Origin of the sequence: Salinisphaera sp. S4-8 (assembly GCF_040361235.1) — a bacterium.
Lineage (GTDB): Bacteria > Pseudomonadota > Gammaproteobacteria > Nevskiales > Salinisphaeraceae > Salinisphaera.
Window position 1 is genome coordinate 61022 of record NZ_APNF01000010.1, and the last position, 26087, is coordinate 87108.

Below are 26087 nucleotides of genomic sequence, written 5' to 3' on the forward strand. Positions count from 1 at the left end.
ACAGACTCGATTCATATTGCGTCTTTCCTTTCCAGACACGGTACAGCGTAACGGCTATTACCGCGCCCAAAGACGGCCCGGCCAACCGTAGTACGGCGCATATCATGACTGCAGCAGTGCGCAGTGACAAATTGCGCCCCGTCTTCGCAGGGGGTTGCGAAGCGATCGATACCGCGCTTACCTACGCCTTGCGGGTAATGCCGTCAGCCGGCCGCCCGCGGCGGTCACCGCGCAGGGCGTCTGAACGCGACACGCCCCGGCGCCAAACCGGGGCGTGATCATGGAACGCGGGTGGGTTGGGTTATCGCAACCTGCTAGGTCACAGCGTGCGACGGCGCCGCCAGCCAAGGGTGAGCACGGCCGCGCATAAAAGCAGCACGAGGCTGGCGTCATGACCATTGCCCAGCGTACAGCCGCCACTCGAGTCGTCGTCGCTGGCCTGGGCCGGAGCATCGTTGTCGTCGTCGTTTTGCGATCCACTTGGCGTCATATCGAAGCTGGCCACGATCGGATCGTGGTCGCTGACCTGATCGGCGAATTGGGCATTCACATGCGCGACCGTCACGCTGGCGTTGGTTGCGAGCGCGGGGCTGACGAAGAAATGATCCAGCGCCTGCGAATTACCCTCGTATACGTAGGTATAACGTGCCGTGGCATCGAGTGTATCCAGTAGATCCGAGACCACGGGCGTACCGGTATCGGCGCCGGTGAGGGTTTTCATGGGCGCGAGAAAGCCGAATTCGTTGAAGTCGCCCACCAGGCCAATTCGGGCATCGTCCACCGCAGCCAGTGCGTCATCCACGAACGCATTGACGACTGCTGCCTGGGCGCTGCGCTGGTCGGCCGAGCCGTTCTCGTAGGGCTGTAGCGCACCGAACAGGGGCGAACTGCCGCCCTTGGATGCGAAGTGGTTGTTCACCAGCAGCACGCATTGGCCGCGAAACTCAAACAGGGCAGCGACCGGCTTGCGGCTGTTATTGAAGGCCGGGTCCTGCGGCTGAACACGTCCAGGGTTGAGCGTGAGCGCCAGCTGGCCTTCACTATTCGCCGAAACCTGCGTGGCGGTCGTGGCATCGCCTACCCCGTCGCGGGCCTCGACCAGATTCACGCGACTGGCATCGTAGAGATAGGCTACGCGGATATTGCCGCCCGGCTGACCGCCGTCTTTTTTAGACTCGGGCACGACTTCCGTAGCCGTATAGCGCGGCCCGCCCGCTTCGACAATGGCATCGACCAGACGCGCGAGCGTGCGATCGGCGGCCACCACCGGGTCGTTATTGTCGGAGGCCGAGCCGTCGTTGTCCTGGACTTCCTGCAGGGCGAGGATATCCGGCGCGCCCAGCTGATCGACGATCTGGTCGGCGATGGCTTCGAACTTGCCATCGGCGATATCGGTATCGCCGTCGTCGTCGTTGGGATCGAGGTTTTCCACGTTGTAGCCGGCCACGGTCAGGGTATCGCCGCGCGCCAGCACGCCCACCCCGCTCCGGTTAAGATTCGACGGCTGCGGCGCGGCCAGCGTATCCGGCAGGATTTCGAAGTTGCCGAACCCGTAGCCGAGCACGCCGACCACTTCGGTGAACAACGCGCCCGTATCGACGGCCGGCATAGGTTCGGCGAGCAGCGTATCGTCGATCTGAATACGTTCGGGGTTGTAGTCCACGATATCGCCACGCTCGACCAGCGTAATGCCCCCGCGTGCATTGATGCCGTTGGCCGTTGCGCCGGCGTCAGGTACGACAAAGATTTCGCCGAATCGGCTGGTCGGACCAACCGCCATGCCCTGATTCACTCGCACCCGCATGGCTTCCAGGCTTTCGTAGAAATCCAGGCCGTCTTCCTCGGGATCGAAAACCGTGGTGTCGCTACTCGCCACGTCGCCGTCGGTATCGTTGTCGATGATTACCTGCGGAGCGATACGTCCGCTCTGACCGATGGTCACGGCCATAATCTCGGTTTGATCGAAGACCGCGCCGACATCGTCGATGGCTCGCGTACTGCCATCGCTGCCGATCGCGATTTCGGTGGTCGGCAGATTGGTTTGATTGTCGCCCGGATAGAATTCCTTGACCGTGCCGGCGACGGCCACGACATCGCCGACCGCCACGGGCGCTCCGTCACGTCGGGTGGGCGTACCGCCGCTAAACACGAGCACGGCATCGCTAGTGGCCGCGTCGCCATCACCGTCCGGGTCCTGAAAATAGAAACCGTTGCCGGTGACCGCAGTCACGATGCCCGGCACGCCGGCCACCGCATCGCCTTCGTGCGGCGACAGATGGGAAGCGCCCTGGATGTCGTAGATGCGCAGCCCGGTTATCGCGTTATCGGGAATGCCATCGTCGTTATCGGGTGTGTCGTTGCCGTTATCAGGCGCGCTGCCCGTGGCCGCATTCGGCGTAGGCGCGGCCACCGTGAAACTCCGGGTATCGCGGCCCGTGCCACTGCTGTCGGGCGTGCGTTGCAGCGATTGGTTGTTCTTGTCGCCATTGGCATCTTCATCGAGCTGCGGCGCGCCGTCGACGAGCAGCACGTCGAGCTCCGGATCGTCACTGTCGCCGGTGCCATAGACCACGGCATCGATCAGATTGTCCGTGGTCACCGGCGTGCCATCGGGAAAATCGGCGGCATCGCCGGCATACAGGGCGACCGCGTCCTGGCCGTTCTGTAGCCCGTTGCTTGGAAAGACGGTGCCCACACCTGCCACGCCGGCGTTGCCCAGCACATAGTAGCCATCAGCCGAGGTCACCGTGCCGTCGAGATCGAAGGCGGCATAGCTTTGATCATTACTGCCGTTGTAGAACACCAGCACCAGACCGTCGAGGGCCGTGTTGCCCGTGCCGCCATCGCTGAGTTCGACGAATTCCTCGGTATCGGTGCCGGCGGTATCGGCATCGATCTCGTTGATGAGAATCGAAGATTGGGCGTGGCCGATACTGGCGATCGAACCACAAAACACCGTCGTCGCGAGCATCAGCGCGCGCCGCACGAACAAGGAAGCTGCCATTGAAATCCCCAGGCTGTCGTTGCGAAGCGCGCAGCTTGGCCAAGTCAGATGACAGCTTGCGAACGCGAACATCACACGGCGATGACAACGCCGCGGCCGCCCACCCTCAGACGGGCGGTATCTCGGCCCGACCGTACAGCGTGGCCAGGCACTTGCGATGAAAATAGGCTTTTTGCTGGCGCAACGAGAACAGTCGCGGCGCGAACAGCCAGGTCTGGGTCACGCCCATGAGATAGGTATAGGTCTGCAGGGCCAACGCCGGGGCGGGATCGCCGGCTGGCAGCAGATCCTGCGCACGCGCCTCGTCGATGAGGTTTTCGAACAGATCGATGATCGCGCGCGTGAGTTCGCGCTCGCGGCGCACAGTACGGGCCATGCGTTGCGTGAGCTCGGTCTTGTTCATGAGAATTTCAAACGACTGGCGATGACGCTTGTCGTCGACCAGCCGGTCGAACCAGCCGGCAATGAAATCGCTCATGCGGGTGACCGGATCGGGCGTATCGGCACGCGCGGCCTGAACCAGCGCCTGGAGCGGCGTCTGCGAATAGGCCAGCACCGCTTCGAAGAGCTCGTCCTTGTTCTTGAAATGCCAGTAGATCGGCCCGCGGCTCATGCCCGCGTCCTGGGCGATCATCGCCAGCGTGGTGCCCGAATAGCCGTACTGGCTGAACAGGCGCAGCCCGGCATCGATGACCTTGAGCCGGGTCTGTTCGGCCTGTTCGGGAGTACGTCTCATCGTGTCATGATCGAGTGCGAGACCCTTGCACGCAAGACAGGCGGACCGCGTCGCGGCCCGCCTGTCGCTACGGCTTTGGTTAGAGCGCGTCGTCGGCCGCCATCTGCATATAGGTGGTATCGAAGCGCAGGTTGACGTTGTTTTCGTCGCCCAGCACCCGGTCCTCCGGGAAGGCGATGCCTACGAAATCCGCGCTCGCCGCGCCCTCGCCCAGCAAGCCTTTCTCGAACGAGAACTGACGCACGCTGTCCATGGCCTCGTAGGCCTGATCGCTGGAGATGAACGCAATCGCCTCATCCGGCGTATAGAACATCTTCATGCCATCGAGCTGGGCTTCGTAGCCGGCGCGGTCGGTGCCGGAGGCTTCACCCAGATAGGCCCGGACCTCGCGGCCCTTGGCCGTGTCCGCGCCGAGATCGGCCATCATTTCGTACCAGGCACCGACCAGGGCCTTGCCCAGCGCCGGATTGGCCTTGAGCGTGTCGGTGTTGACCAGCGTCAGGTCCTTGATATGGCCCGGGATCTGGCTGGAATCGAAGATCTCGTGGGCGCCGGGGGTCTCGGCGACCGTGCTCAGCAGCGGGTTCCAGGTCACCACCGTACGTACCGTGCTGCCCTGAAATGCCGCCACGATATCGGCATCCGAGGTATTCACCAGATTCACGTCCGGCTCCGACAGCCCGTGTTCTTCCAGGGCACGGGCCAGCAGATAGTGGGACACCGACAGCTGTACGAGATTGATCGTCTTTCCTTTCAGATCGGCGACGTTATCGACATCCTTGGACACGATACCGTCATTGCCGTTGGAGTAGTCGCCCACGATCAGGGCCGTGGTATCCACGCCCGAAGCCGCGGGAATCGACAGCGCATCCATACTGGTGGCGACCACGGTCGTGTATTGGTTGATCGACTCGATATAGTCGTTGATCTGCACGATCTCGACATCGATATCGTACTTGTCGGCCCATTTATCCATGATCCCCGAGGTCTTCACATAGTCCCAGGGAATCCAGCCGGCATAGATGGTCCAGGCAATACGAAACGAATCGCGCTTTTCGGCGGCCTGGGCTGTGCCCATGCCGGCCACAAGTGCGATCGTCCCGATCGCCAACGTTAGCGTTTTCTTCAAGTGCATCGGTATGTCTCCCGGTGGTCGGTCCAGTCACGCAACAACAAAGACTCAGAACAATTTCAGATAGCGTTCGATTTCCCAGTTCGAGACGGCTGTGTGATAGCTGTCCCATTCGCCGCGCTTGAAATCGACATAGGCATCGAACATGCGATCGCCAAACACATCGCGTGCCAGCGGGTCGGCCGCGAAATCGGTGATCGCCTCGCCCAGCGTGCGCGGCAGCATGGTCACGCCCATGGCATCGATCTCGGCATCGCTGTAGCGGTACATGTTTTCGCGGTGCGGCTTGCCAGCATCCATGCCGTGTTCGATGCCTTCCAGCCCCGCGGCCAGCACGAGTGCGGCGCCCAGATAGGGGTTGCAGGCAATATCCGCCGCGCGGCATTCCACCCGCGAGCCCACGCCGGGGATACGAATCATGTTGGTGCGATTGTTATTGCCGTAGCAGGCGAACACCGGCGCCCAGGTCGAGCCCGACATGCTGCCCTGGCGAACCAGGCGCTTGTAGCTGTTGACCGTGGGCGCGATCACCGCGCTGATGGCACGGGCATGCTTGAGCACGCCGGCAATGAACTGATAACCCAGCTCGGAGACGCCGCAGCCGTACGGGTCCCCCTTGGCGGGTGAAAACAGGTTTTCGCCCGTATCGATATCGGCCAGCGACATGTTGTAGTGCGCGCCGCTGCCCGTCTTGTCGGAATACGGCTTGGGCATGAAGCTGGCGAACGCCCCGTGCTTGCGGGCGATCTCGTTGGCCATCATGCGAAAGAACACGAAGCGATCCGCCATCGTCAGCGCATCGGCGAATTTGAAATCGGTTTCGAACTGGCCATTGGCGTCTTCGTGGTCGAACGAATACACATCCCAGCCGAGCGTATTCATGGCATCGACCAGTTCATCGACGATGGGCAGGTTATCCATGAGCCCGCGCGGGTCGTAGCAGGGTTTGGCCAGCGAATCGCGGTCGCTAATCGGCGCAAACCCGCCGTCTTCGGTTTCCCGAAACAGGAAGAACTCCGTCTCGATACCCAGATTGAAGGTAAAACCCATCGCCTTGGCGCGTTCGAGCTGGCGCTTGAGAATGGTGCGCGAACAGGCCTCGAACGGCGCACCATCGAGATGTAGATCGCCTGCAAACCACGCGAGGCGGTTATCCCAGGGGCAGACGGTCGCCGTCGCCGGGTCGGGCATGGCCGCGACCTCATTGTCGGAAATATCCTGTGGTACGCCATCCAGCGCCGCGCCGGTATACAGCTCGCTGCCACCGAACATATTGTCGAGATGATCCAGCGGTACGAACTTGCCCTTTACGCAGCCGTGGATATCCACATAGCCGGCCATCGCGTATTTCACGCCCTGTTCTGCAAGACTCGCCTGTAGCGAGGCGGCATCCACGGTATGTCCCATCGAATCGGTCCTTGGTTTGGTCTGGAAAACGTCAGCGGGCGCTCGCCCGGCCCATCTGGCACAACGGCGCCATGCCAAACCACTTACAATATACATGCCAGCCTGTATATTTAATTGTAGATACCGACCGGCTGACCACACGCCAAGGCGAAGATAAATGACTGATAAAAAATGGATTGAACGTGTTTTTCCGCTCGGCGATTTCGTACTCGACAGCGGCACAGTCCTGCGCGACGCCTATCTCGCCTACTGCGTCGCCGGTACGTTAAACAGCGCAGCCGACAACCTGGTGGTGCTGCCCACGCACTATGGCGGTGCGATGAACGCCAACCGTGCCTGGGCAGAGGCTCCGGACAGCCCACTCGCCCAGGGCTATTGCCTGCTGATTCCGGCGCTGTTCGGCAACGGCGAGTCCTCTTCTCCCAGCAACGCGGCGCCGAGCCAGCGCGGGGCGGCGTTCCCGCCGGTCAGCCTGGCCGATAACGTTCGGGCGCAACGGCAATTGATTGCCGAACGCTTCGACGACGCCGCGCCGCGCCTGGTCGCAGGCTGGTCGATGGGCGGCATGCAGGCCCTGCAATGGGGCAGCCTCTATCCGAAGCGTGTCGGCAGCCTGCTGGCAGTCTGTGCTACGGCGCACTGTTATCCGCACAACGCCGTGTTTCTGGACGGCGTGAAGGCCGCGCTCGAAGCCGACCCGGCATTGGCTGCGGGCGGCCTGGCCGAACGCGGCCTGCGAGCCTTCGCACGTGTGTATGTGGGCTGGGCCTATTCGCAGCGTTTTTTTCGTGATGGCGGCTATCGCGCGCTCGGCTTCGACACGATCGATGCGCTCGTCGCCCACTGGGAAGCCGACCATCTGCGAGCGGACGCCCATAACCTGCTGGCCATGCTCGCGACTTGGCAGACCGGCGATATCGCCCGCATGCCCGGCTTTGGCGGCGATACGGTCGCGGCCCTGGCGCGTATCGACGCCCCCGCCATCGTCATGCCCTGCCGCAGCGATCTCTACTTCACCGCCGAAGATGCGGCCGCGGATGCGAGCCATATCGCCGGCAGCGAATGCCGCGTGCTCGATTCCGATTTCGGCCACTGTGCCGGCGGGCCCGGCTACGAACCGACATCGACACGCCGCATCCTGGACGCCATGCAGGCGTTGCTAGAACGAACGGCATAACAGCACGCTGTAAGCGCTGCCTTAGGCCGCCGCCAGCGCGTGCCGCTGCGCATGCCCACGTCGCGCGCGAACACAGGATTTCGCCCATACCAGTTTGGTACCGGTCGGCCGGATCCGACTTCGCGCCGTGGCGCTATTCGGATCGCAGGTGTTGTACGCGTCACACCGCAATCAGCCGCGGCCATTGGCGCCGCGCAATAAAAAAGCCGCCGTGAAACACGGCGGCTTTTGCTAACGCAACTTGTCGCCGATTAGCGTGTCGCCTCGACGGCCTTCGCGAAGATATCCACGCCTTCGTCGATCTGGCCGCGGCTGACGATCAGCGGTGGCAGGAAGCGCACGACCTGCTTGCCCGGCCCGCAGCGCAGCAGCAACAGCCCATGCTTTTCGCATTCCTTGGCGACCTTCTCGGCGCGCTCGCCGTCAGGCCTGCCATCCTTGGCGAACTCGACACCGACCATCAGGCCCTTGCCGCGCACATCGCCAATGCCACCGTCCTTGTCGGCGAGCAGCTCCAGACGCTCCTTGAGGTGCGCGCCCTGGGTGCCGGCGTTGTCGACCAGCCCCTCTTCCTCGATCACGTCGAGCGTGGCGAGTGCGGCCGCACAGGCGACGACGTTGCCGCCATAGGTGCCGCCCTGCGAACCGGGCCGGCCTTTTTCCATGATCTTGCGCGGCGCGGCACAGGCCGACAGCGGGAAGCCGCTGGCCAGGCCCTTGGCGGTGACCACAATGTCCGGCTCCACGTCGAAGTGGCTATGCGACCAGAACTTGCCGGTACGGCCGTAGCCGGCCTGTACTTCGTCGGCGCCCAGCAGCATGCCGTGCTTGTCGCAGCGCTCGCGCAGACCCTGCATGAAACGGGTGTTGGCCGGAATGAAGCCGCCCTCGCCCTGGATCGGCTCGATCAGCATGCCGGCGGTGTCGCCCGGCGCGCTGATCGTCTGCAGGATGTAATCGAGTTCCTGCAGGCAGAAATCGGTGGCCTGATCCTCGGACCAGCCATAGCGGAAGGCGGCCGGGAACGGGGCCACGATCACGCCGCCCATCAACGGCTGCAGGCCGGAGGTGTAGGCCGTACCCGAGGTGGTCATGGACGCCGAACCCATGGTGCGACCATGGAAGCCGCCATGAAAGACCACGATATTGGGGCGGCCGGTGGCATGACGCATCAGACGCATGGCCGATTCCGCGGCTTCCGTGCCGGCACTGGCATAGAAGATGGAGTCGATATCGCCGGGCATCTTGTCGGCCAGACGCGCCGACAAATCCTGAATCGGCTTGTGCAGGATCGTGGTGTACTGGCCGTGGATCAGCTTGCCGACCTGCTCCTGCGCGGCCGCCACCACCTTGGGATGACAGTGCCCGGTACTGGTTACGCCGATACCGGCGGTGAAATCCAGATATTGCTTACCGTCGGTGTCGAACAGGTAGCAGCCTTCGCCGCGATCGACATGGACGTCGGTGGCCTGCTTGAGCAGGGGCGATAGATTGCTCTTGTTGCTTCCTATCATTTGACGGCACTCCTGGATGGCCTTGTTACAGATTGCGCGCGAGCCTAGACGGGATGAATACGAGTTTCAACGCCTGTACAGCGCCCGTCGCGCCAACCTTAGCGAAAAACGTGAAAAATCAAAGTGCGTTGACGATGGCGTCGCCGATTTCGTCGGTCGCGCGACGCTCGCGACCGTGCGCGGCCAGATCGGCTGCGACGATTTCCCGCAAGCGCTTGCCGGCCCGATCGGCGGCCGTATCCTCGACACCCATCCATTCCAGCATCATCGCCGTGGTCAGCAGCATGGCTGCCGGCCCGGCCATGTTCTGACCGGCGATATCCGGCGCGCTGCCGTGGGTGGGCTCGAACATGGGCGGGCGCGTGCGATCCGACGGATTGATATTCGACGAGGGCGATACGCCCATGCCGCCATTGAGCACCGCCGCCAGGTCGGTCAGGATGTCGCCGAACAGATTGGAAGCGACCACCACATCGAACGCCCAGGGGTGGCTGACGAACTTCATGCAGGCCGCGTCCACCAGCTCGTGATGGGTCGCCACATCCGGATAGTCCGTCGCGATCTCGGCGAACATGTCAGTCCACATATCGCCCCAGAAACGCTGGGCGTTACGTTTGGTGATCATGCACACCTGGCTAGCTTTCTGATCACGGCCGAAACTGCGCTCGCGCCCTTCGGCGGCGCGTTCGGCCGCACGCACGCGTGCCTGTTCGAAGGCATGGCGGATAATACGATCGGTCGCCCGATGGGTGAACAGCGCGACCTGGGTGGCGATCTCGTTTTCGGTGCCCACGGCCAGCCGACCGCCCTGATTGACGTATTCGCCTTCGCTGTTTTCACGAATCACGAGCATGTCGATATCGTTGGCGCGCGGATCGGCCAGATATTGGGGCGCACCCGCCATCGGCCGGCACGGGCGTTCGCAACACCACTGATCGAACCCCTTGCGGATCTCCAGCAACGGCGACAGCGATACCGCATCCGACAATAGATAACGATCGGGATCGTCGATCGGGCCCGGGTCACCCAGCGCGCCCAGCAAAATCGCATCGAATTGCTCGAGCTGTTCGAGATAATCGGCCGGCGCGCTCTCACCATGCTTTTCGTGCCAGGCATGCGAGGGCCAGTCGAAGATTTCGTAGTCGATCGCCAGATCCGGATCGCCGGCCACGAGGGCATCGATCGCCCGGACCGCCTGGGCAATGACTTCCGGACCGATCCCGTCACCGGGCAGAACCGCTACGCGCCATGTCTTTTTCGTATTCATGCGCCGCAGGCTATCACCGACCTGCCTCCATACGCATGGGTTTGTTGATCTGACGATGCAATTCGTTGTGCTCGGTGCCGGCCCTGCCCGGCGCTTTAGGTCGCAAACATGATCACGCCCGCGCGCGGCGCGCTCGAAAGAATGCACGCAAAAGGGCTGCGCTTTCATCGCCCAGCACACCGCCCACATGGGCCACTCGATGATTCAGACGCGGCTCGTCGAATACGTTGAAGATCGAATGCACTGCGCCGGCACGGAAATCGTCGGCGCCGTAGACCACACGCGCAATACGCGCATGGCCGATCGCGCCCGCACACATCGCGCAGGGCTCGAGGGTGACATAGAGCGTGGCACCCGGCAGCCGATAATTGCCAACCGCGCCACAGGCCGCTCGAAGGGCCTGGATTTCGGCATGGGCGGTGGCATCGTGCCGGGCGATCGGGCAATTCCAACCCTCACCCAGGATGGTGTCATCGCGCACTACAACGGCCCCGACCGGCACCTCGCCTTCGGCTTCGGCGCGGCGCGCCAACGCCAGGGCATGGCGCATCCACTGCGTATCGCTCATGTGTTGTTGCTGCTGTCGTGGTTACGCGAGCCGTGTTGCGCATTCTACGCGAACGCCTTTCCCATACGGTCTGGCGAACCTCAGTCGAGCGCTCGTATGGAGCCGTATCGAGATATACGACCAAAGTCTAATTTCTGGCCTGCGAGGGGCGCGCTACTTTCCACCGCCGTACGGTTTTGAACACACATTAAATATTGGGCACAACTTATTGGTGGCAATCGGCATTTGGACATCCGTTGGGGTAACGGAGCTTGTCGACCCATCAATTGAGCTGTATCGACCATCGAGCCCGGCCACCCGCTCGACCGAACCGCGTATCGGGGATCTCGTCATAATGCGTCTTCGCACGGGCCGTTGACTGGCGCCGTGTACGTGCCAGGCGTTGAAATCTACGCTGTCGAAAAGGCCCTTTCGCGATCGTGCCTGCCGATCAACTAACCGCTCGGGGAGAGCCACCATGAAGACCCTGCACTCACGTTACCTGGTGCCATCGGCACTATCGGCTGCGACCGTATTCGCGTTCGCCGTGCCCGCCCATGCGTTCGAATTCAAGGTATCCGGCCAGGTCGACCGGGCTGCTATCGCCGCCGATAATGGCGAAGATCGCGATATCGGCTTCGTCGACAACGTCGGTTCCAACAGCCGTTTCCGTTTTACCGGTGAACAGGCACTGGACAACGGTTACAACCTCGGTTTCGCCTACGAGATCGGGCTCAACGAAAATCCGTCCACCTCTTTCGACGTCAATAACGGCGGCGGCAGCGAGGACGATTTCCTCGACAACCGTCTCGCCAATGTCTATGTCGAAGGCGACTTCGGTCGCTTCACATTCGGCAAGCTCGACGGCGCGGCCAACGGCTCTTCCGAGCTCAACTATAGCGGCACCATGTATCTCGGCGGCGGCCAGGGTATTTCCATGTATGCCGGCGGCGTGAGCTTTCTCGACGACGAAGGCCGCGTGATCACCAATCTGTCGGCGGCCTCCAACCACTTCGACGGCATTTCGCGCCAGAACGGCGTGCGCTACGACTCGCCGAGCCTCGGCGGCGCCGTGCTGTCGGCTTCGCTGGACAACGGTCATGCCTACGAACTGGCAGCCCGTTACGAAACCCCGTTCGCCGACGGCGGCAAGGCCGGTTTCGTGCTCTCGCATCTCGATACCGAGGATCAGGACTTCGATATCGACCCCGACGGTACCGTCAACGACAACAGCCCGCGTTTCCAGGAAACCGGTGGCACCGGTTCGGTGCTGCTGCCCTCCGGCATCACCCTGACGGCGTCCTACAAGCAGCGCGACTACATGGCCGAGGATCGCGCCACCGCAGAAAACTATTTCGGCGGCGTGGGTTACGTGCTCGACAAGCACCACCTCGAAGCCAGCTACATGCAGACCAACGATCTGGCCGGCGATGGCAGCAAGGGTCGCAGCTACGGTCTGGCCTATGTCTATGACGTGATCGACAGCGTCGAGCTGTTCGCCTCCTATCATCACCTGACGCTGGACGATGCGAGTTACAGCTATACCGAAACCGACGCAGCCGGGGATGACATCAACATCACCGCCACCGGCGACGCCCAGGATCTTGATATCCTGTTTGTCGGTACCCGCCTGAAATTCCTTTAAAGTCGAGTCGAAGACCGTATGCAGCACTCTCTGAAAATCGCGGCCTCCGGTCTTTGTGTCGCCCTGTGCAGCCTGCTTATTGCAGGCTGCGCTGGCACCGGCACACCGGCGAACTATGAAAACCTGCCGGGCTCGGGTGACAAGATGGCCGAAGGCCCGGGATTGATGAGTCCGGCGCGTGGTGACGAGTACGACGACGGTGTTCGTGTCTACTCGGACGATGCCTCGAAACCGGCCCTGATCAACCGCGATTCGCGTCGCCGGCAAACCGCTCAGCGTAACGACGCAGGAGCGGCGACTACGGCGACGACGCCCAGTGCCGCCCAGCAGCAGGAATTCGCTGATTACGAGGAATATCAGCGTTTTCGCAACATGCCGAAAGACTCGCCGGAATACCAGCGTTTCAAGGACTGGCAGGAATGGAAGCAGTACCAGCAGTGGAAGGATAGCCAGCAACGCTAGCCCCACGCCTGGCTGCTAGGGCCGATCGATCGCACGGTTCGCAACCGGGCGTCGATCGGCTTTTTTTTGTTCGAAAATCGATGATTCGGCTTGATACAGCGTGCATGTCAGCGCCCGTGCAGCGCGACCCGCGGCTGCGACGCCATTAAAAACCGCTGACCCCGGCCGCTGTTTGGGTGGCGTATCCATAACGCGAACCCGGGAAAAATCGGTCGCGCGCATCCACCCACCGCCCAGCGGATATGATTTCGCGCCACGAGATGCGTTCTTTCGAAGCCGCATCCGCGGATCGACGCCGATTCACGCCGAAGAGAAGCGCGGGAGCCTCGTTGGCGCTCGTTCAGGACGCGGCCAAACAGCCTGTCTAGATCTGTGTTGATCTGCGTCGATCTGCGGACAATCACCTTATGGGCGTATCTTCGCATTCATGGGCGGGCAAGCTGTCGATCACGCAGCATACGGCCTGGCCTGTCGCGCGGCGCGCATATGGTGAAACAGCCCCACCGCGATCAACAGGCCAATGCCTACGAAGTCGGTCCATGAGCCGGGCTTGAGCATGAGCAAGGCGCCAGCGAGCATGACCAGGCGTTCGTACCAGGTCATCCGGATTTTGAAATACCCCTGCGTGGCAGCCACGAAGGCGAGCATACCGACCAGCGCAGTCACGATCACCCAACCCGCGTAGTACCAGTTGCTGACGTTATAGAGCAGCAATTCGGGATTGAAGAAGAACATGAACGGCAGAATCGCGGTCCGCAGATCGTAGATGAAGCCCTGTACGCCGGTGGCGATCGGATCGGCCCGGGAAATGGCCGACGCCGCATAGGCAGCCAGGCCCACCGGTGGCGTATCGTCGGCCAGAATGCCGAAATAGAACACGAACAGATGCACCGCCACCAGCGGTACGTTCATGCCGGCATCCGCAGCCAGGCTGGAGATCACCGGCGCGACCAGCGCGGCCATGACAATATAGTTGGCCGTGGTCGGCAAACCGATGCCGAGGATGAGCGAGGTGATCGCCGACAGGATGAGCACGATCCAGATATTGCCGCCCGAGAGCACATCGAGCACCTGGGTCAGGCCGTAACCCAGATTGGTCATCGTGACCATGCCCACGATGATGCCGGCCGCGCCCGTGGCGATGGCAATCGTGGTCATGTTGCGAGCACCACTTTCCAGGCCAGCAGCAATCGCGCGCAGCCCCTGCCAGAGCCCGTCGACAATACCGTTGTCGCCCTTGAGCCCCTTGACCGCCTCCTGAACGAGGATCAGCCCAGCCAGCACGACGGTGGCATTGAGCGCACTGCGTTCCGGCGTGAGATTGGCCCACATCAGCTCGTAAAGCAGAAATGCGACCGGTATCAGGTAATGCACACCTTTGACGAAGGTCGGCCAGAACGGCGGCAGCTCCGAGCGCGGCAGCCCTTCCAGGCCGAGCTTGAGCGCTTCCAGATGGACCACGTAGAGCAGGCCCAGATAGGTAAGCACCGCGGGCACCAGCGCGTAGACGATCAGCTGCGAATACGGCACGTCGATGAAGGTGGCCATGATGAACGCGGCCGCGCCCATGATCGGCGGCATGAGCTGGCCATTCACGGACGCCGCGACCTCGGTCGCGCCGGCCTTGACCGGCGGATAACCGATCTTTTTCATCAACGGAATCGTGAAGGTACCGGTCGTGACCGTATTCGCGGTCGAGGAACCCGAGATCACACCGGTCAGCAGACTCGCCACGACCGAGGCCTTGGCGGGCCCGCCGCGGAAGGTGCCCAACCCGCTATAGGCCAGATCCACGAAATACTGGCCGGCACCGGCCTTGTCCAGCAACGCGCCGAACAGTACGAACAGAAATACGAAGGTTGCCGAAACCTGGATCGGCGTGCCCCAGATGCCCTCGGTAGTGATATAGAGCTGCTGAATGATCTCCGACCACTGATAGCCGTTATGCAGATAGATCACATCCGGCGGCGTGAGCGGAATGATGCCGGCCGGCCCGGTCACGCCATAAATCACCACGATGGCGGCGATCACCGGCAGGGCAAAGCCAAGCAGGCGAACCGAGGCAATCGCCAGAAACAGCATCAGCGCCGACCCGACCCATACGTCGCGCGCTACGGGCAGCCCGCCCTGGATCATGACGATGTTGTAGTAGTTGAACAGGATATACAGCGCACTGGCCACGCTGGCCGCGGCGAGTATCCAGTCGTACCAGGGAATACGATCGACCGCCCCGCGCTTGCGCGGGTACGCCAGAAACGCAAGCGCGAAGCCGAACGCCAGATGGATGGAGCCGATCTTCTGCGGATTGAGGGTGCCGAAGTAGCTGGCATAGAGCTGAAACAGACTCCAGGCCACCGCAATCGCCACCAGCAGCCAGCGCTGCCAGGCGAGCTTCGGTTCGCGGCCGCCGTATTCCGTGGCCTTGACGATGTCTTCGGCTTCTCGCGATACGTGTTCGCTCATCAATCGCCCCTGTCCTGTCTTGCACAGGCCGCGCATCCCCGCACGGCCCCGAAAACGAAAAAACCCCGACCATCCCGGTCGGGGTTTCGATTGGCTACAACGCTACAACGCGGTTTCAGGACGGCGGTAGCAGGCTGTCCTTGACGTCGATATTCTGTTCTTTGAAGAACTTCACCGCGCCCGGGTGCAGCGGAATCGACATGCCTTCCAGGGCGGTATCGAGCGTAAAGTACTTCTTCAGGTTCGGGTTGGCGATATCGTTGTAGAAAGCGTCCTTCTTTTTATTGAACACGGTATTCATGAACTGATAAATCGCGTCTTCCGATAGCTCCGAGGACGTTACCAGCATGGCCTTGAGGGTGACCGCGGTCGCTTCGCCCATGTTCGGGTAGGTGTCTTCGGGGATGTCGATCTGGGTGTAGAACGGATACTTGGCGTTCAAGGCCTCGATCTTCTCCGGCGCGATCGAGACCAGCTCGATCGGCGCGGTCTGGGCCGCTTCCGTGATCGCCGACGCGCCTAGGCCGACGGTATAGAACATGGCATCGATCTGGCCGTCGCGCAGCAGGCCCACGGCACTGCCCGCGCTGCCACGCACCGGCGCCTTGAGATCGTCGATGCTCATATCGAAGGCGCCGAACAGGTTCTTGACGTCCTGTTCCGTACCCGAGCCGATATCGCCTACATAAACGCGCTTGCCCTTCATGTCGGACAGCGTTTCGATGTCAGCGTCCTTGCGTGCAAGCACCTGGATCGTTTCCGGGTAGAGCACGGCCACGCCGCGCAGATTCTCTACCGGCTTGCCGTCGAAGGCTTCCACGCCCTTGCCGTTATAGGCGTAGTAGGCGACGTTGTTCTGGCTGACGCCCATCTGCAGCTGGCCGGCGCCCACGGCCCGGTCGTTGAATACCGAACCGCCGGTCGAACGCGCGTTGGCGCGGATATCGATGCCGGCCTCGTTGACGATCTTGGCCATGCCCACTGCCGTGGGGTAATACAGGCCGGTGGTCGAACCCGAGCCGATGGTAATGAACGTGCGCGCACTCGCGGTGTGGGCGACGCCCAGCACCACCGTGGCCACGGCAAGCGTTTTGAGAATTCGCGTCAACATGGCGATAAGCCCCCTTTAAAAACAGGATGTGCGGTCACGGATCAGGCCGCGACCGATCAATCGAGTCTAGCCGAGGCGACGATAAACGCAAGGAGCGCGCCAGGTTGCCCAAACAGCGGGGCCCGCACCGGCCATCACGCCGAAACTGCTTGTAATCCAGTCATTTCAACCGCCTGTTCCGCCAAACGTGCACGCAGGAAATCCACGCAAAGACGCACCTTGGGTGCGACGAATCGACGATGCGGATACATGGCATGAATATGTGCACAGGCCAGCGGATGCGCATCCAGTACCGTTTCGAGGCGGCCGGCATCCAGATCCTGTTGTACGTCCCAGATCGATTTGAGCACCAGGCCGGCGCCTTGTAGCGCCCATAAATGGGCAATCTCGCCGTCGTTGCTGGCCAATGCACCATTCACGCGCACGCTGCTGCCATCGGCGAACTGCCAGACGCCCGGGCCCGGATCGCCCATGAGCACGCAATCGTGATGCACCAGCTCCTGTGGATGGCTGGGCCGGCCATACCGGGCCAGATAGGCCGGCGCGGCACAGATCACGCGCCGATTGGGCGCCAGTTCGCGGGCGATGAGACTGGAATCGGCCAGCGCCCCGAAACGCACCGCCAGATCAAAGCCGCCCTCGACGATATTCACCACCGAGTCACTGGCGTGCAGCCGTACGCGTACGCCCTCATGCACGCGCTGAAACTCGTACAGCAAGGGGGCCAGCCGGCGCGCAAACGCCACCGTGGACGTCACACGCAACTCCCCGCTCGCAGCCTGGGCGCCGATCGCGGCCTGGGTTTCGGCCTCGTCGATATCGGCCAGAATACGTATGCAGCGGGTCTGAAACGCGGCCCCCTCGTCGGTCAGGGCCAGACTGCGCGTGGTGCGGTTGATCAGGCGTACGCCCAGACGCTGTTCGAGCGCGGCCAGCCGCCGGCTCACCACCGCCGGCGACAGCCCCAACTCGCGCGCAGCGGCCGACAGACTGCCCGCTTCCACCACCTGCACGAATACGCGCATCTGAATGAGTTCATCGGCCATCGGCGTATCGTCGCGCTCAATTCAAACCCATGAATTATTGCATACTGCGCAATAAACCATTCGCGATCGTGCCGGTTGGCCTTGTGCCAGACAAAACCCACTATCACCGCTAGCACGTCAATCGAGCGCCACGCCCGATGCGAGCGCATACGCTGCAATGCACGGCGCAGGCCACACGCACACACTCGAATCCGACCCAGGAACACAGGGGATTACGCATGCATATCCAACTCGACAACAAGACCGCACTGGTCACCGGCTCGACCCATGGCATCGGCTTTGCCATCGCCACCGGGCTCGCGCGTGCCGGCGCGACGGTCATCATCAACGGTCGCAAACCCGAGCGCGTGGACGACGCCCGCGCCAAACTCATCGACACGGTGGCCGGCGCCGATGTACGCGGCGTGGCAGCGGATCTCGGCACCGCGGAAGGCTGTCAGGCGCTGGTCGATGCCGAGCCGCGGGTGGATATCCTGGTCAACAACCTCGGCATCTTCGGTCCCAAGGATTTCTACGAAATCCCGGATGAGGAATGGCAACAGTTCTTCGACGTGAACATCATGTCCGGCGTACGCCTGTCCCGAGCCTATACCCCGGCCATGGTCGAGGCCGGCTGGGGCCGCGTGGTGTTTTTGTCCTCGGAATCCGGGTTGAACATTCCAGCCGAAATGATTCAGTACGGCATGACCAAGACCGCCAATCTGTCGGTCTCGCGCGGGCTGGCCAAGCGTCTGGCCGGCACCGGCGTCACCGTAAACGCGGTACTGCCCGGGCCCACCCTGTCCGAGGGCGTACAGGACATGCTGGCCGACCAGCAGGCCGAAAGTGGCAAGCCCATGGAACAGGTGGCCGCCGAGTTCGTCCAGAAAGCCCGGCCGAGCTCCATCATCCAACGCGCGGCCACGGTGGAAGAAGTCGCCAACATGGTCGTCTATGCCGTATCCGAACAGGCCTCGGCCACCACGGGCGCAGCCCTGCGTGTGGACGGCGGCGTGGTCGACAGCATCGCTTGAGGGCCGCGGGCGCGCGGTGTCGCGCCCGCGCCTGGACTCTGGCCTATGCCGGCTCTGGCGTTTACAACGGCTGGGCGGTGGGTCGATACAGAATTTCGTTGATATCGACATCGGCCGGCTGGCTGATCGCGAAGTACACCGCGCGTGCGAACGAATCCGCCGAAATGGCGGCGGACCGGTAGAAGTCGTTGATCGCCTGCGCGGCCTGCGCATCGGTGATATGGCTGGGCAGCTCGGTATCGATCGCGCCGGGCGAGATGATGGTCGTTCGCAGGTTGTAGTCCTTGACCTCCTGGCGCAGCCCTTCGCTGATCGCACGAACGGCATATTTCGTCGCGCAATAGACCGTGCCGGCGGGCGTGACCTTGTGCCCGGCCACCGACGATACGTTGATCACGTGTCCGCTCTTTTGTTTTTGCATCTGCGGCAGCACGGCCGCGATGCCGTAGAGCGTGCCCTTGATATTGATATCGATCATGTTGTCCCACTCGTCGATCTTGCGTTTTTCGAGTGCGGACTGTTGCATCAGGCCAGCATTGTTGAGCATGACGTCGACCCGTCCGAACTCGGCGACGGCGCGATCGACAAGATTCTGGACCTGGTGACGGTCGGTGACGTCGGTCTGCACGGCGAGCGCCTTGCCGCCCTCGGCCTGTATATCGGCGACGATCGCCTGCATGCGATCGAGTCGGCGCGCGCCCAGCACGATACGCGCGCCGTGAGCGGCGAGATGGCGGGCAGTGGCTTCGCCCAAACCACTGCTACCACCGGTGATAACGATGACGTGGTCGGTCAATGTGTCGCGCATGGCGAACTCCTCGGGAATGGATTGAATGGGATTGGAAAGCAACCCGCCTAGTCGCGGCCTTCGTACTGGGCATCGGTGACTTTCTCCAGCCAGGTCACAGGCCCCTCTTCGCCTTTCTCCTGAATCGCGATATGCGTCATCGCCGTATCCGGCCCGGCGCCGTGCCAATGTTTCTCGCCCGGGGCAAACCACACGACATCGCCCGGCTCGATGGTTTCGATCGGCCCGCCCTTACGCTGAACGCGGCCACATCCGGCCGTTACGATCAATGTCTGGCCCAGCGGATGGGTATGCCAGGCGGTTCGTGCGGTGGGTTCGAAGGTCACGCTCGCACCGGCCGTGCGTGCCGGGTGCGTACTGTCGAACAACGGGTCAAGGCGTACCTGGCCGGTGAAATATTCCGCCGGCGGCGTGACCGAGGCACGGCTGCTGTTCTTGCTGATATCCATGACGTAGGTCCCTTTTTCGTGTCTTATCAACCCGGCATAGAAATGGATGAGTGTTCGGGTTGATAAAACGGGCATGTAAAACCATGACCACCGCAGCCAGCGACTGCGAAGCCATTGAAAACAAACAACGGCTTCGTGTCGGCGTTTATTGTTCGCTGGCATTGAAAACAGCCGACCAAGTCGGCTGTTTCGGGTGCCCGATTACTACTCGGCGTTGTACTGCGCCTCACTGACGGCGTCGCCCCATTCGACGTTCTGGCCGTCGCGGCGCTCTTGAATGGCGATATGGGTCATGCTGTGATCGGGGCTTGCACCGTGCCAATGGCGAACGCCGGCAGGAATCCACACCACATCGCCGGCGCGCATCTGACGCACGGGCCGACCTTCGATCTGGACCCGGCCGATGCCCTGTGTGATCACGAGCTGCTGGCCCACCGGGTGCACATGCCAGTTGGTGCGCGCGGCCGGCTCGAAGATGACTTCGGCCGCGGTGGTGTTGGAATCATCCTCGGCAGTGAACAGCGGGTTCACCAGCGCCCGGCCGGTGAAGTAGTCCGACAAATCGGTTCGGGTGGCGCGATCCGCCAGATCGGTGATCTGTAGTTGATCGCGCGGCGCATCGTGCTGGGTGGTCTCGGTGGCCTGGGCCGGGCTTATCACGGCGCTTGTCACCAGCATGAATGAAGCGGCAAGGCGATAACGGTTTTGCATGGGGCGGTCTCCTCGATGAAGGGCCTGGGATCGAACCCGGCATGCGAGGATTGTTGCGGGCAAGGCGCGGCCTATCCATAGTCGAAAAACGAATAGGTCTATTAGCCTTGCTTATCAATCAAACCCCGGAGCCGGTCCACCCATGCCTCGCCGCTACTACGACGATCTGTTTTCCTTCGTCACGATCGCCCGCGCGGGCAGCTTCACGCGTGCGGCTGCCCAGCTCGGGATGTCGCAATCGGCATTGAGTCAGTCCATGAAGGCACTCGAGCAACGTCTCGACCTGCGCTTACTGGCACGCAACACGCGCAGCATTTCCACCACGGAGGCCGGTGATCGTCTGCTGAAAATGCTCGGTCCGCGCTTTGCGGATATCGAAGCCGAGCTCGCCGACCTGCAATCGCAGCAGCAACGCCCGGCCGGCACGATTCGAATCAACACCTTCGACTTCGTCGCCGAATACATCCTCTGGCCGCGTCTGGAAACAATCATCGAGCGATTTCCCGATATCGCGGTAGAAATCGCCACCGACTACGGGCTGACCGATATCGTGGCCAGTCGCTTCGATATCGGCGTACGGCTGGGCCCGACCGTCGCGCAGGATATGGTCGCCATCCCGCTACAGGCGCAACAACGTATGGTGGTGGTGGGTACGCCCGCCTATTTTGCCCGCCACCCCGAGCCGCGAACGCCAGACGAGCTGGCCCGTCATCAGGCCGCCAATCTGCGCCTGCCCACACGCGGCGAAATCTATGCCTGGGAGTTGGAACGCGCGGGCGAACACACCGCGGTTCGGGTGCCCGGACGGCTGGTCTTCGACACGCTCTACCAGATTCGTCACGCCGTTAGACGCGGCTTCGGGCTCGGCTTCATGCCAATTGAAATGGTGCACGCCGATATCGAAGCCGGCCGGCTACAGACCACCCTCGACGACTGGGCCCCGGTGTGGCCTGGGCATCATCTCTACTATCCGTCGCGTCGCCAGTCCTCGCATGCGCTGCGTACGGTCGTCGACGGCCTGCGACTCGTACGCTAGAGCGCCCGACCACTGCTCGAAACCCGGCCCGCGCATTCGACTGGGCGGCCGCGCGCCAGACCACTGCGCTGCGGCGAGGCCAACCCGTCGTGGCAAGCAGGCTCGATCAGCCCGCAATACACCCGCCCTCGCCGCGGGCCTGGACTGCGTCAACTACCAGCGTTGCGTACCGGGCTCGCCCTTGAACGGACCGACAATATCGGGGGTTACCCAGCCGCCGTAGAAGCCGCCGGGCTGGGCAAAGGCACGTTGGCCATCCACACGGCAATCCAGGCGATCGCAGTAGAAAGCGATACAGCCGGCGATCGCGGCGAAACGATCGACCGCATCGGGATAGCTCCACGCTGCACGCGCAACCCGGCGCCGGCCGTCGGTCACGTCCCAATAGCGTGCCGTGCCCTTCCATTCACAGAAACTCTGGGCATCGGCCGCGATCAGGGCATCGAAATCCACCGCCTCGGGCGACAGATAGTACGTGGGCGCGCCAGCCGTCTCGAGCACGCGAAACGCCGCCCGCGTACTGGCGATCAGCCGTGTGCCCAGCCGCACGTCGATACGTTTGTCGCAGGCCACGATCGCCGGCGGGCGCGGGTAGTCCCACACCGATTCCTGACCCGGACCCGGCTCGATCGCGAACGGCGGGCGCTCGCCACCGCGGTAGTGCCAGCCGAAGGTATCGTCGTCGTTGCTTACGTTCACAAAAGAATCGCGCTGGCCAGAAACAGCATCAAACCCATGCCGAGGATATCGGTGAACGTGGTCAGAAAGATACTGCTGGCCATGGCCGGATCGGCGCCCAGGCGCTTGAGCGTCAACGGCACAATGACCCCGAAGATACCGCTGCCGGTACATGCCCCTACCATGGCCACCAGAATCACCAACCCCAGCATCACCGCATTCGGCTCGCCCGAATAGCGCGCATACAGCCACATCGCCAGCCCCGCGACCACACCCACCACGAGGCCGTTCAACGCCCCCAGCAAGACTTCCTTGCGCAGCAGCTTGCCGACCGGATATTCATCGAGCTGGCCGAGGGTAAGCCCGCGCAGTGTGATCGCCAGCGCCTGACAACCGGTATTGCCGCTCTGGCCGGCCAGTACCGGCAAGAACGCTGCCAGGGCGACGATCTGGGTGATCGTGTCTTCGAACAGGCTCACCACGAAGGCCGCCGCGAACGCGGTGAGCAGATTCACCTGCAACCAGGGATGGCGCATACGAAACGCACCCAGAATCGAGGTGTTGACCTGCTCTTCGCGCGACACACCGACCTGGGCGCCGGCCTGGCCGGTGACCTCGACCACCACGCGCTGGAACAACTGCCAGCCACGTACGCAGCCGAGCAGGCGGCCCTCGCCGTCCACCACCGGATAGACCGGGTAATGGCGGGCCAACGCCGCGCGCACGGCAACGTCCACGCCGGTCCCGCTTTTAAAGGCGAACGGTTCGCGCACCATGATCTCGGCCAGCGGCTGGCCGGGTTTGGCCAGCACGATATCGCGCATGCCCACCACGCCGACCAGCGTGTCGTTATCGACAATAAAAATATAGGTGATGTCGGCCACCGCCTCGCTTTGTACGAGAAAGGCGACCGCCTCGGCCGCAGTACGGCTGGATTCGAGCACGGCGGGCGCAGCTTCCAGCAATTCGTCGATGGTGGCATCGATATCGGCCGCGGCCGATTCGGTGGCCTGCTCGGCGGCGTCATCGCCGGACGGATCGCCGGCGCGCTCGTGGGCCGTGCCTGCCAGGCGCGCGGCCACGGCGATGGCTTCGTCGTGGGGCAGGCTGGCGAGCACCTGCGCGACCTGATCGGGCGGCAGATCGGCAAGGGTTCGAGCGGCCTCTTCCGGGCTCTGGCCATCAGTGGGGCCATCAATGGGGCCATCGAGCGGGCCGTCGATCACGTCGCGATCGGGGTCGAAAGACTGGGGTCCGGCCATGAAAACCTCGGCACAGCAAGGCTGCAGTGAACAATCGATTGCTCATTATTAGGTCGCGCGCGAGCTTTTATTCAAGCATTTCGTATCGGCCACGATTGCCGGTCCACCGGCACGCCCGCGTTTTCATTGATCCACCAGCGTGGGGCAAGATGAAGCCTCGATCGCCTGCGAGCCCTGCCATGCATCTACCCGACTACGACGACGTCTGCCGCGCGCATCGGCGCATCACGCCCTGGATTCACCGCACGCCGGTGCTCACCAGTGCCACCTTCGATGCCATGACCGGCGCGACGCTTTTCTTCAAGTGCGAGAACTTCCAGAAGACCGGCGCTTTCAAGTCGCGCGGTGCGGTCAACGCCGTGTTCGGGCTCGACGAGACCGATGCCAAGCGCGGCGTCGCCACACATTCGAGCGGTAATCACGGCATGGCGCTGGCCCGGGCAGCGGCCTGCCGCGGCATCGCCTGCACGGTGGTGATGCCGGAAACCGCGCCGCGCGCCAAGGTCGAGGCGGTACGCGGTTATGGCGGCGAAATCGTATTCTGCGCGCCGCGCAATACCGCTCGCCAGCAAACCCTGGACGCACTCGTGACTGAAAGCGGTGCCAACGTCGTACCACCCTATGACGACGCCCGCGTGATCGCCGGTCAGGGCACCTGTGCCAAGGAACTGCTCGAGGACGTTCCGGAGCTGGATATCGTCATCGCGCCCATCGGCGGCGGCGGCCTGATCGGCGGCACCGCGCTGAGTACGCGCGCGTTATCGGCGCATACAAAGGTGTACGCGGCCGAACCCGCAAATGCCGATGACGCCTATCGTTCGGTGCAGGCCGGACAACGGCTCATCGAGGATGCGCCCGACACGATCGCCGACGGGCTGAAAGCCTCGCTGGGTGAATTGAACTGGGGCATCGTCACCCGCGACGTCGACACGATACTGCTCGCCGAGGAAGACGCAATTATCGAAGCCATGCGCCTGATCTGGCAACGGATGAAAATCATCGTCGAGCCGTCCTGCGCGGTGCCCCTGGCCACGATTTTGCATAACCCGGAACACTTTGCAGATCAACGCGTCGGCGTGATTCTGACCGGGGGTAATGTCGATCTGGAGCGCCTGCCCTGGCTATAAGCCATCTCGCCTCCTGTAACGAAATTCATCGCACTATTTCGCCTTTTCTTTGCGCCATGCAGCGTTGAACTTTAGCCACGCGATCATTCGTCGCTCGTCTTGCCTGCCCCGCGAAATCGCGCGAAATTCATTTCGTGGACTTCCACTACGGAACGCCAGCGAATCGGGGGGAGATGAAAAATGAATAGTTCCACGCAGGATAAGGACGACGCCCGGCCGATGACCTTCATCCCGGGTATCCCGCTATGGGCCCAGATCCTGGCGGGTCTGGTGCTGGGGGCGATCGCCGGCGCGCTGCTCGGCGACAACGCGAGCCTGCTCAAGCCGCTGGGCGATATCTTCATTAGTGCGATCAAGATGCTGATCGTGCCGCTGGTGTTTTCGACGCTGGTGGTGGGTATTACCGGCATGGGCGATCCGCAGAAGATGGGCCGGATCGGCCTGCGCACCATCGCGTTGTATCTGTTCACCACCGCATTCGCGATCGCAATCGGCTTGCTGGCATCGACCATCTTCCAGCCCGGCGTGGGTCTGGATCTGCCGTTCGAGTCGTCGGTGGAGGCGAAAGAGGCGCCCTCGATGGTGGAAATCCTGGTCGGGCTTGTGCCGCAGAACCCGATCGATGCGCTGGCCGAGGGCAATATCCTGCAGATCATCGTCTTCGCGATCGGCCTGGCGATTTCGCTCACGCTGATCGGCGAACGCGGCGCGCCGCTCACCCGCGTATTCGAAAGCTTTGCCGAGGCAATGTACAAGCTCACCGAAATCGTGATGGCCTTCGCGCCGTTCGGCGTATTCGGGCTGATCGCGAATGTGGCCGGCCAGTATGGCCTCGATGTGCTGATACCGCTGGCCAAGGTCATCGGTGTAGCCTATCTCGCCTGCGTGGTGCACGTGCTCGTGGTTTATACCGGGCTGATCGCCCTGCTCGGCCGGCTCAATCCGATCCGGTATTTCCGCGGCAGTATCGATGCCCTGGTCGTGGCCTATTCGTCGGCGTCGTCCTCGGGTACGTTGCCGGTATCGCTGCGTTGCGCACAGGACAACTACGGCGTGTCGCGTGGTGTCGCCGGTTTCGTACTGCCGGTGGGGGCAACCATCAACATGGACGGCACCGCTCTTTACCAGGGCGTGGTCGCACTGTTCGTGGCCCAGTTCGTGGGTATCGATCTGTCCTGGGCGGACTACGGCATGATTATCCTCACCGGCACGCTGGCCTCGATCGGTACGGCCGGCGTGCCGGGCGCGGGGCTGGTGATGCTGTCGATCGTACTCACCCAGGTGGGCCTGCCGCTGGAAGCGGTCGGCGTGGTGGCCGGCATCGACCGAATTCTGGATATGGCACGCACCAGCGTGAACGTGGCTGGCGATCTGATGGTCACCATTCTGGTGGCCAAGAGCGAAGGCGAGCTCGACGAGGACGTCTACAACCGGCGTATCAAACGCTAGCCGCGAAGCACGGGCAGGCACGCTCGTGCCTGCCCGATATGCG

General features: G+C 62.6%; 22 protein-coding genes. 7 read left to right on the top strand and 15 right to left on the bottom strand.

All coding sequences use genetic code 11. From position 1 onward, the window contains the following. Nucleotides 1-319 precede the first annotated feature (319 nt). The 4 genes from S4A8_RS14740 to glnT all read right to left on the bottom strand — a co-directional run bounded on the left by S4A8_RS14740 (nt 320) and on the right by glnT (nt 6279). Entirely contained in the window at nt 320-3004 is a 2685-nt protein-coding gene (locus S4A8_RS14740; protein ID WP_353220704.1) for a DUF8508 domain-containing protein, read from the bottom strand. 106 nt (nt 3005-3110) lie between these two features. Then, on the bottom strand, nt 3111-3740 hold the full coding sequence (locus S4A8_RS14745) for a TetR family transcriptional regulator (RefSeq protein ID WP_353179831.1): 630 nt from the start codon (nt 3738-3740) through the stop codon (nt 3111-3113). Nucleotides 3741-3819: 79 nt separating this feature from the next. Beyond that, nucleotides 3820-4875, bottom strand: coding sequence for a putative urea ABC transporter substrate-binding protein (locus S4A8_RS14750; protein ID WP_353220705.1), 1056 nt, complete (start codon nt 4873-4875; stop codon nt 3820-3822). Nucleotides 4876-4920: 45 nt separating this feature from the next. Continuing rightward, nucleotides 4921-6279: a type III glutamate--ammonia ligase gene (gene glnT / locus S4A8_RS14755; RefSeq protein ID WP_353220706.1), complete on the bottom strand. Its 1359-nt coding sequence runs from the start codon at nt 6277-6279 to the stop codon at nt 4921-4923. A 157-nt stretch (nt 6280-6436) separates the two neighbouring features. Here glnT and S4A8_RS14760 point away from each other — a divergent pair, with 157 nt between their 5' ends. Next, complete coding sequence (locus S4A8_RS14760; protein ID WP_353220707.1) at nt 6437-7456, top strand: alpha/beta fold hydrolase; 1020 nt, start codon at nt 6437-6439, stop codon at nt 7454-7456. A gap of 251 nt (nt 7457-7707) precedes the next feature. On the opposite strand, the gene S4A8_RS14765 is transcribed toward S4A8_RS14760, so the two are convergent. The 3 genes from S4A8_RS14765 to tadA all read right to left on the bottom strand — a co-directional run bounded on the left by S4A8_RS14765 (nt 7708) and on the right by tadA (nt 10805). Beyond that, on the bottom strand, nt 7708-8970 hold the full coding sequence (locus tag S4A8_RS14765; RefSeq protein ID WP_353220708.1) for an aspartate aminotransferase family protein: 1263 nt from the start codon (nt 8968-8970) through the stop codon (nt 7708-7710). Between the two features lie 118 nt (nt 8971-9088). Further along, nucleotides 9089-10237 (bottom strand): isocitrate/isopropylmalate dehydrogenase family protein, encoded by a 1149-nt coding sequence (locus S4A8_RS14770; RefSeq protein WP_353220709.1) that lies wholly within the window; start codon nt 10235-10237, stop codon nt 9089-9091. A gap of 112 nt (nt 10238-10349) precedes the next feature. Then, nucleotides 10350-10805, bottom strand: a complete 456-nt coding sequence (gene tadA / locus S4A8_RS14775; RefSeq protein WP_353220710.1) for a tRNA adenosine(34) deaminase TadA — start codon at nt 10803-10805, stop codon at nt 10350-10352. Between the two features lie 457 nt (nt 10806-11262). Between tadA and S4A8_RS14780 the strand changes: the two genes are divergently transcribed. Together S4A8_RS14780 and S4A8_RS14785 are read left to right on the top strand one after the other, a co-directional pair. Next, the gene (locus S4A8_RS14780) at nt 11263-12429 is read left to right on the top strand and encodes a porin (RefSeq protein ID WP_353220711.1); all 1167 of its coding nucleotides are present in this window, start codon (nt 11263-11265) and stop codon (nt 12427-12429) included. Nucleotides 12430-12447: 18 nt separating this feature from the next. Beyond that, on the top strand, nt 12448-12891 hold the full coding sequence (locus S4A8_RS14785; protein WP_353220712.1) for a hypothetical protein: 444 nt from the start codon (nt 12448-12450) through the stop codon (nt 12889-12891). A gap of 447 nt (nt 12892-13338) precedes the next feature. Here the strand turns inward: S4A8_RS14785 and S4A8_RS14790 are convergent, their stop codons facing one another. From S4A8_RS14790 to S4A8_RS14800, 3 genes are all read right to left on the bottom strand, one after another. Beyond that, nucleotides 13339-15354 (bottom strand): TRAP transporter permease, encoded by a 2016-nt coding sequence (locus S4A8_RS14790; protein WP_353220713.1) that lies wholly within the window; start codon nt 15352-15354, stop codon nt 13339-13341. A 115-nt stretch (nt 15355-15469) separates the two neighbouring features. After that, the gene (locus S4A8_RS14795) at nt 15470-16465 is read right to left on the bottom strand and encodes a TAXI family TRAP transporter solute-binding subunit (protein WP_353179816.1); all 996 of its coding nucleotides are present in this window, start codon (nt 16463-16465) and stop codon (nt 15470-15472) included. Between the two features lie 134 nt (nt 16466-16599). Then, a complete protein-coding gene (locus tag S4A8_RS14800) occupies nt 16600-17511 on the bottom strand; it encodes a LysR family transcriptional regulator (RefSeq protein WP_353179814.1) in 912 nt (303 codons plus the stop codon). Between the two features lie 218 nt (nt 17512-17729). Between S4A8_RS14800 and S4A8_RS14805 the strand changes: the two genes are divergently transcribed. Continuing rightward, nucleotides 17730-18524, top strand: a complete 795-nt coding sequence (locus S4A8_RS14805; protein ID WP_353220714.1) for an SDR family NAD(P)-dependent oxidoreductase — start codon at nt 17730-17732, stop codon at nt 18522-18524. A 61-nt stretch (nt 18525-18585) separates the two neighbouring features. On the opposite strand, the gene S4A8_RS14810 is transcribed toward S4A8_RS14805, so the two are convergent. The 3 genes from S4A8_RS14810 to S4A8_RS14820 form a co-directional block, all read right to left on the bottom strand. Then, nucleotides 18586-19332, bottom strand: coding sequence for an SDR family oxidoreductase (locus S4A8_RS14810; RefSeq protein ID WP_353220715.1), 747 nt, complete (start codon nt 19330-19332; stop codon nt 18586-18588). Between the two features lie 47 nt (nt 19333-19379). Continuing rightward, complete coding sequence (locus tag S4A8_RS14815) at nt 19380-19781, bottom strand: (R)-mandelonitrile lyase (protein WP_353220716.1); 402 nt, start codon at nt 19779-19781, stop codon at nt 19380-19382. Nucleotides 19782-19985: 204 nt separating this feature from the next. Then, nucleotides 19986-20492 (bottom strand): (R)-mandelonitrile lyase, encoded by a 507-nt coding sequence (locus S4A8_RS14820; protein WP_353220717.1) that lies wholly within the window; start codon nt 20490-20492, stop codon nt 19986-19988. Nucleotides 20493-20634: 142 nt separating this feature from the next. Between S4A8_RS14820 and S4A8_RS14825 the strand changes: the two genes are divergently transcribed. Continuing rightward, entirely contained in the window at nt 20635-21528 is an 894-nt protein-coding gene (locus tag S4A8_RS14825) for a LysR family transcriptional regulator (RefSeq protein WP_353220718.1), read from the top strand. 153 nt (nt 21529-21681) lie between these two features. Here S4A8_RS14825 and S4A8_RS14830 read toward each other — a convergent pair whose 3' ends face one another. After that, the gene (locus tag S4A8_RS14830; protein ID WP_353220719.1) at nt 21682-22227 is read right to left on the bottom strand and encodes a DUF427 domain-containing protein; all 546 of its coding nucleotides are present in this window, start codon (nt 22225-22227) and stop codon (nt 21682-21684) included. Then, the gene (locus tag S4A8_RS14835; protein ID WP_353220720.1) at nt 22224-23468 is read right to left on the bottom strand and encodes a magnesium transporter; all 1245 of its coding nucleotides are present in this window, start codon (nt 23466-23468) and stop codon (nt 22224-22226) included. Before S4A8_RS14835 ends, S4A8_RS14830 begins: the two co-directional genes overlap by 4 nt. A gap of 179 nt (nt 23469-23647) precedes the next feature. Here S4A8_RS14835 and bhcB point away from each other — a divergent pair, with 179 nt between their 5' ends. Both bhcB and S4A8_RS14845 read left to right on the top strand, forming a co-directional pair. Continuing rightward, nucleotides 23648-24595: a beta-hydroxyaspartate dehydratase BhcB gene (bhcB, locus tag S4A8_RS14840; protein ID WP_353220721.1), complete on the top strand. Its 948-nt coding sequence runs from the start codon at nt 23648-23650 to the stop codon at nt 24593-24595. A gap of 180 nt (nt 24596-24775) precedes the next feature. Further along, on the top strand, nt 24776-26044 hold the full coding sequence (locus S4A8_RS14845) for a dicarboxylate/amino acid:cation symporter (protein WP_353220722.1): 1269 nt from the start codon (nt 24776-24778) through the stop codon (nt 26042-26044). Nucleotides 26045-26087: the final 43 nt, after the last annotated feature.

Excerpts from the sequence above, each read along its gene's own strand:
- glnT (WP_353220706.1), bottom strand. The coding sequence starts at position 6,279 with ATGGGACATACCGTGGATGCCGCCTCGCTACAGGCGAGTCTTGCAGAA.
- S4A8_RS14765 (WP_353220708.1), bottom strand. The coding sequence starts at position 8,970 with ATGATAGGAAGCAACAAGAGCAATCTATCGCCCCTGCTCAAGCAGGCC.
- S4A8_RS14805 (WP_353220714.1), top strand. The coding sequence starts at position 17,730 with ATGCATATCCAACTCGACAACAAGACCGCACTGGTCACCGGCTCGACC.
- S4A8_RS14845 (WP_353220722.1), top strand. The coding sequence starts at position 24,776 with ATGAATAGTTCCACGCAGGATAAGGACGACGCCCGGCCGATGACCTTC.
- S4A8_RS14825 (WP_353220718.1), top strand. The coding sequence starts at position 20,635 with ATGCCTCGCCGCTACTACGACGATCTGTTTTCCTTCGTCACGATCGCC.
- tadA (WP_353220710.1), bottom strand. The coding sequence starts at position 10,805 with ATGAGCGATACGCAGTGGATGCGCCATGCCCTGGCGTTGGCGCGCCGC.
- S4A8_RS14745 (WP_353179831.1), bottom strand. The coding sequence starts at position 3,740 with ATGAGACGTACTCCCGAACAGGCCGAACAGACCCGGCTCAAGGTCATC.
- S4A8_RS14750 (WP_353220705.1), bottom strand. The coding sequence starts at position 4,875 with ATGCACTTGAAGAAAACGCTAACGTTGGCGATCGGGACGATCGCACTT.
- S4A8_RS14820 (WP_353220717.1), bottom strand. The coding sequence starts at position 20,492 with ATGCAAAACCGTTATCGCCTTGCCGCTTCATTCATGCTGGTGACAAGC.
- S4A8_RS14785 (WP_353220712.1), top strand. The coding sequence starts at position 12,448 with ATGCAGCACTCTCTGAAAATCGCGGCCTCCGGTCTTTGTGTCGCCCTG.
- S4A8_RS14810 (WP_353220715.1), bottom strand. The coding sequence starts at position 19,332 with ATGCGCGACACATTGACCGACCACGTCATCGTTATCACCGGTGGTAGC.
- S4A8_RS14740 (WP_353220704.1), bottom strand. The coding sequence starts at position 3,004 with ATGGCAGCTTCCTTGTTCGTGCGGCGCGCGCTGATGCTCGCGACGACG.
- S4A8_RS14795 (WP_353179816.1), bottom strand. The coding sequence starts at position 16,465 with ATGTTGACGCGAATTCTCAAAACGCTTGCCGTGGCCACGGTGGTGCTG.
- S4A8_RS14780 (WP_353220711.1), top strand. The coding sequence starts at position 11,263 with ATGAAGACCCTGCACTCACGTTACCTGGTGCCATCGGCACTATCGGCT.
- S4A8_RS14760 (WP_353220707.1), top strand. The coding sequence starts at position 6,437 with ATGACTGATAAAAAATGGATTGAACGTGTTTTTCCGCTCGGCGATTTC.
- bhcB (WP_353220721.1), top strand. The coding sequence starts at position 23,648 with ATGCATCTACCCGACTACGACGACGTCTGCCGCGCGCATCGGCGCATC.
- S4A8_RS14770 (WP_353220709.1), bottom strand. The coding sequence starts at position 10,237 with ATGAATACGAAAAAGACATGGCGCGTAGCGGTTCTGCCCGGTGACGGG.
- S4A8_RS14800 (WP_353179814.1), bottom strand. The coding sequence starts at position 17,511 with ATGGCCGATGAACTCATTCAGATGCGCGTATTCGTGCAGGTGGTGGAA.
- S4A8_RS14790 (WP_353220713.1), bottom strand. The coding sequence starts at position 15,354 with ATGAGCGAACACGTATCGCGAGAAGCCGAAGACATCGTCAAGGCCACG.
- S4A8_RS14835 (WP_353220720.1), bottom strand. The coding sequence starts at position 23,468 with ATGGCCGGACCCCAGTCTTTCGACCCCGATCGCGACGTGATCGACGGC.
- S4A8_RS14815 (WP_353220716.1), bottom strand. The coding sequence starts at position 19,781 with ATGGATATCAGCAAGAACAGCAGCCGTGCCTCGGTCACGCCGCCGGCG.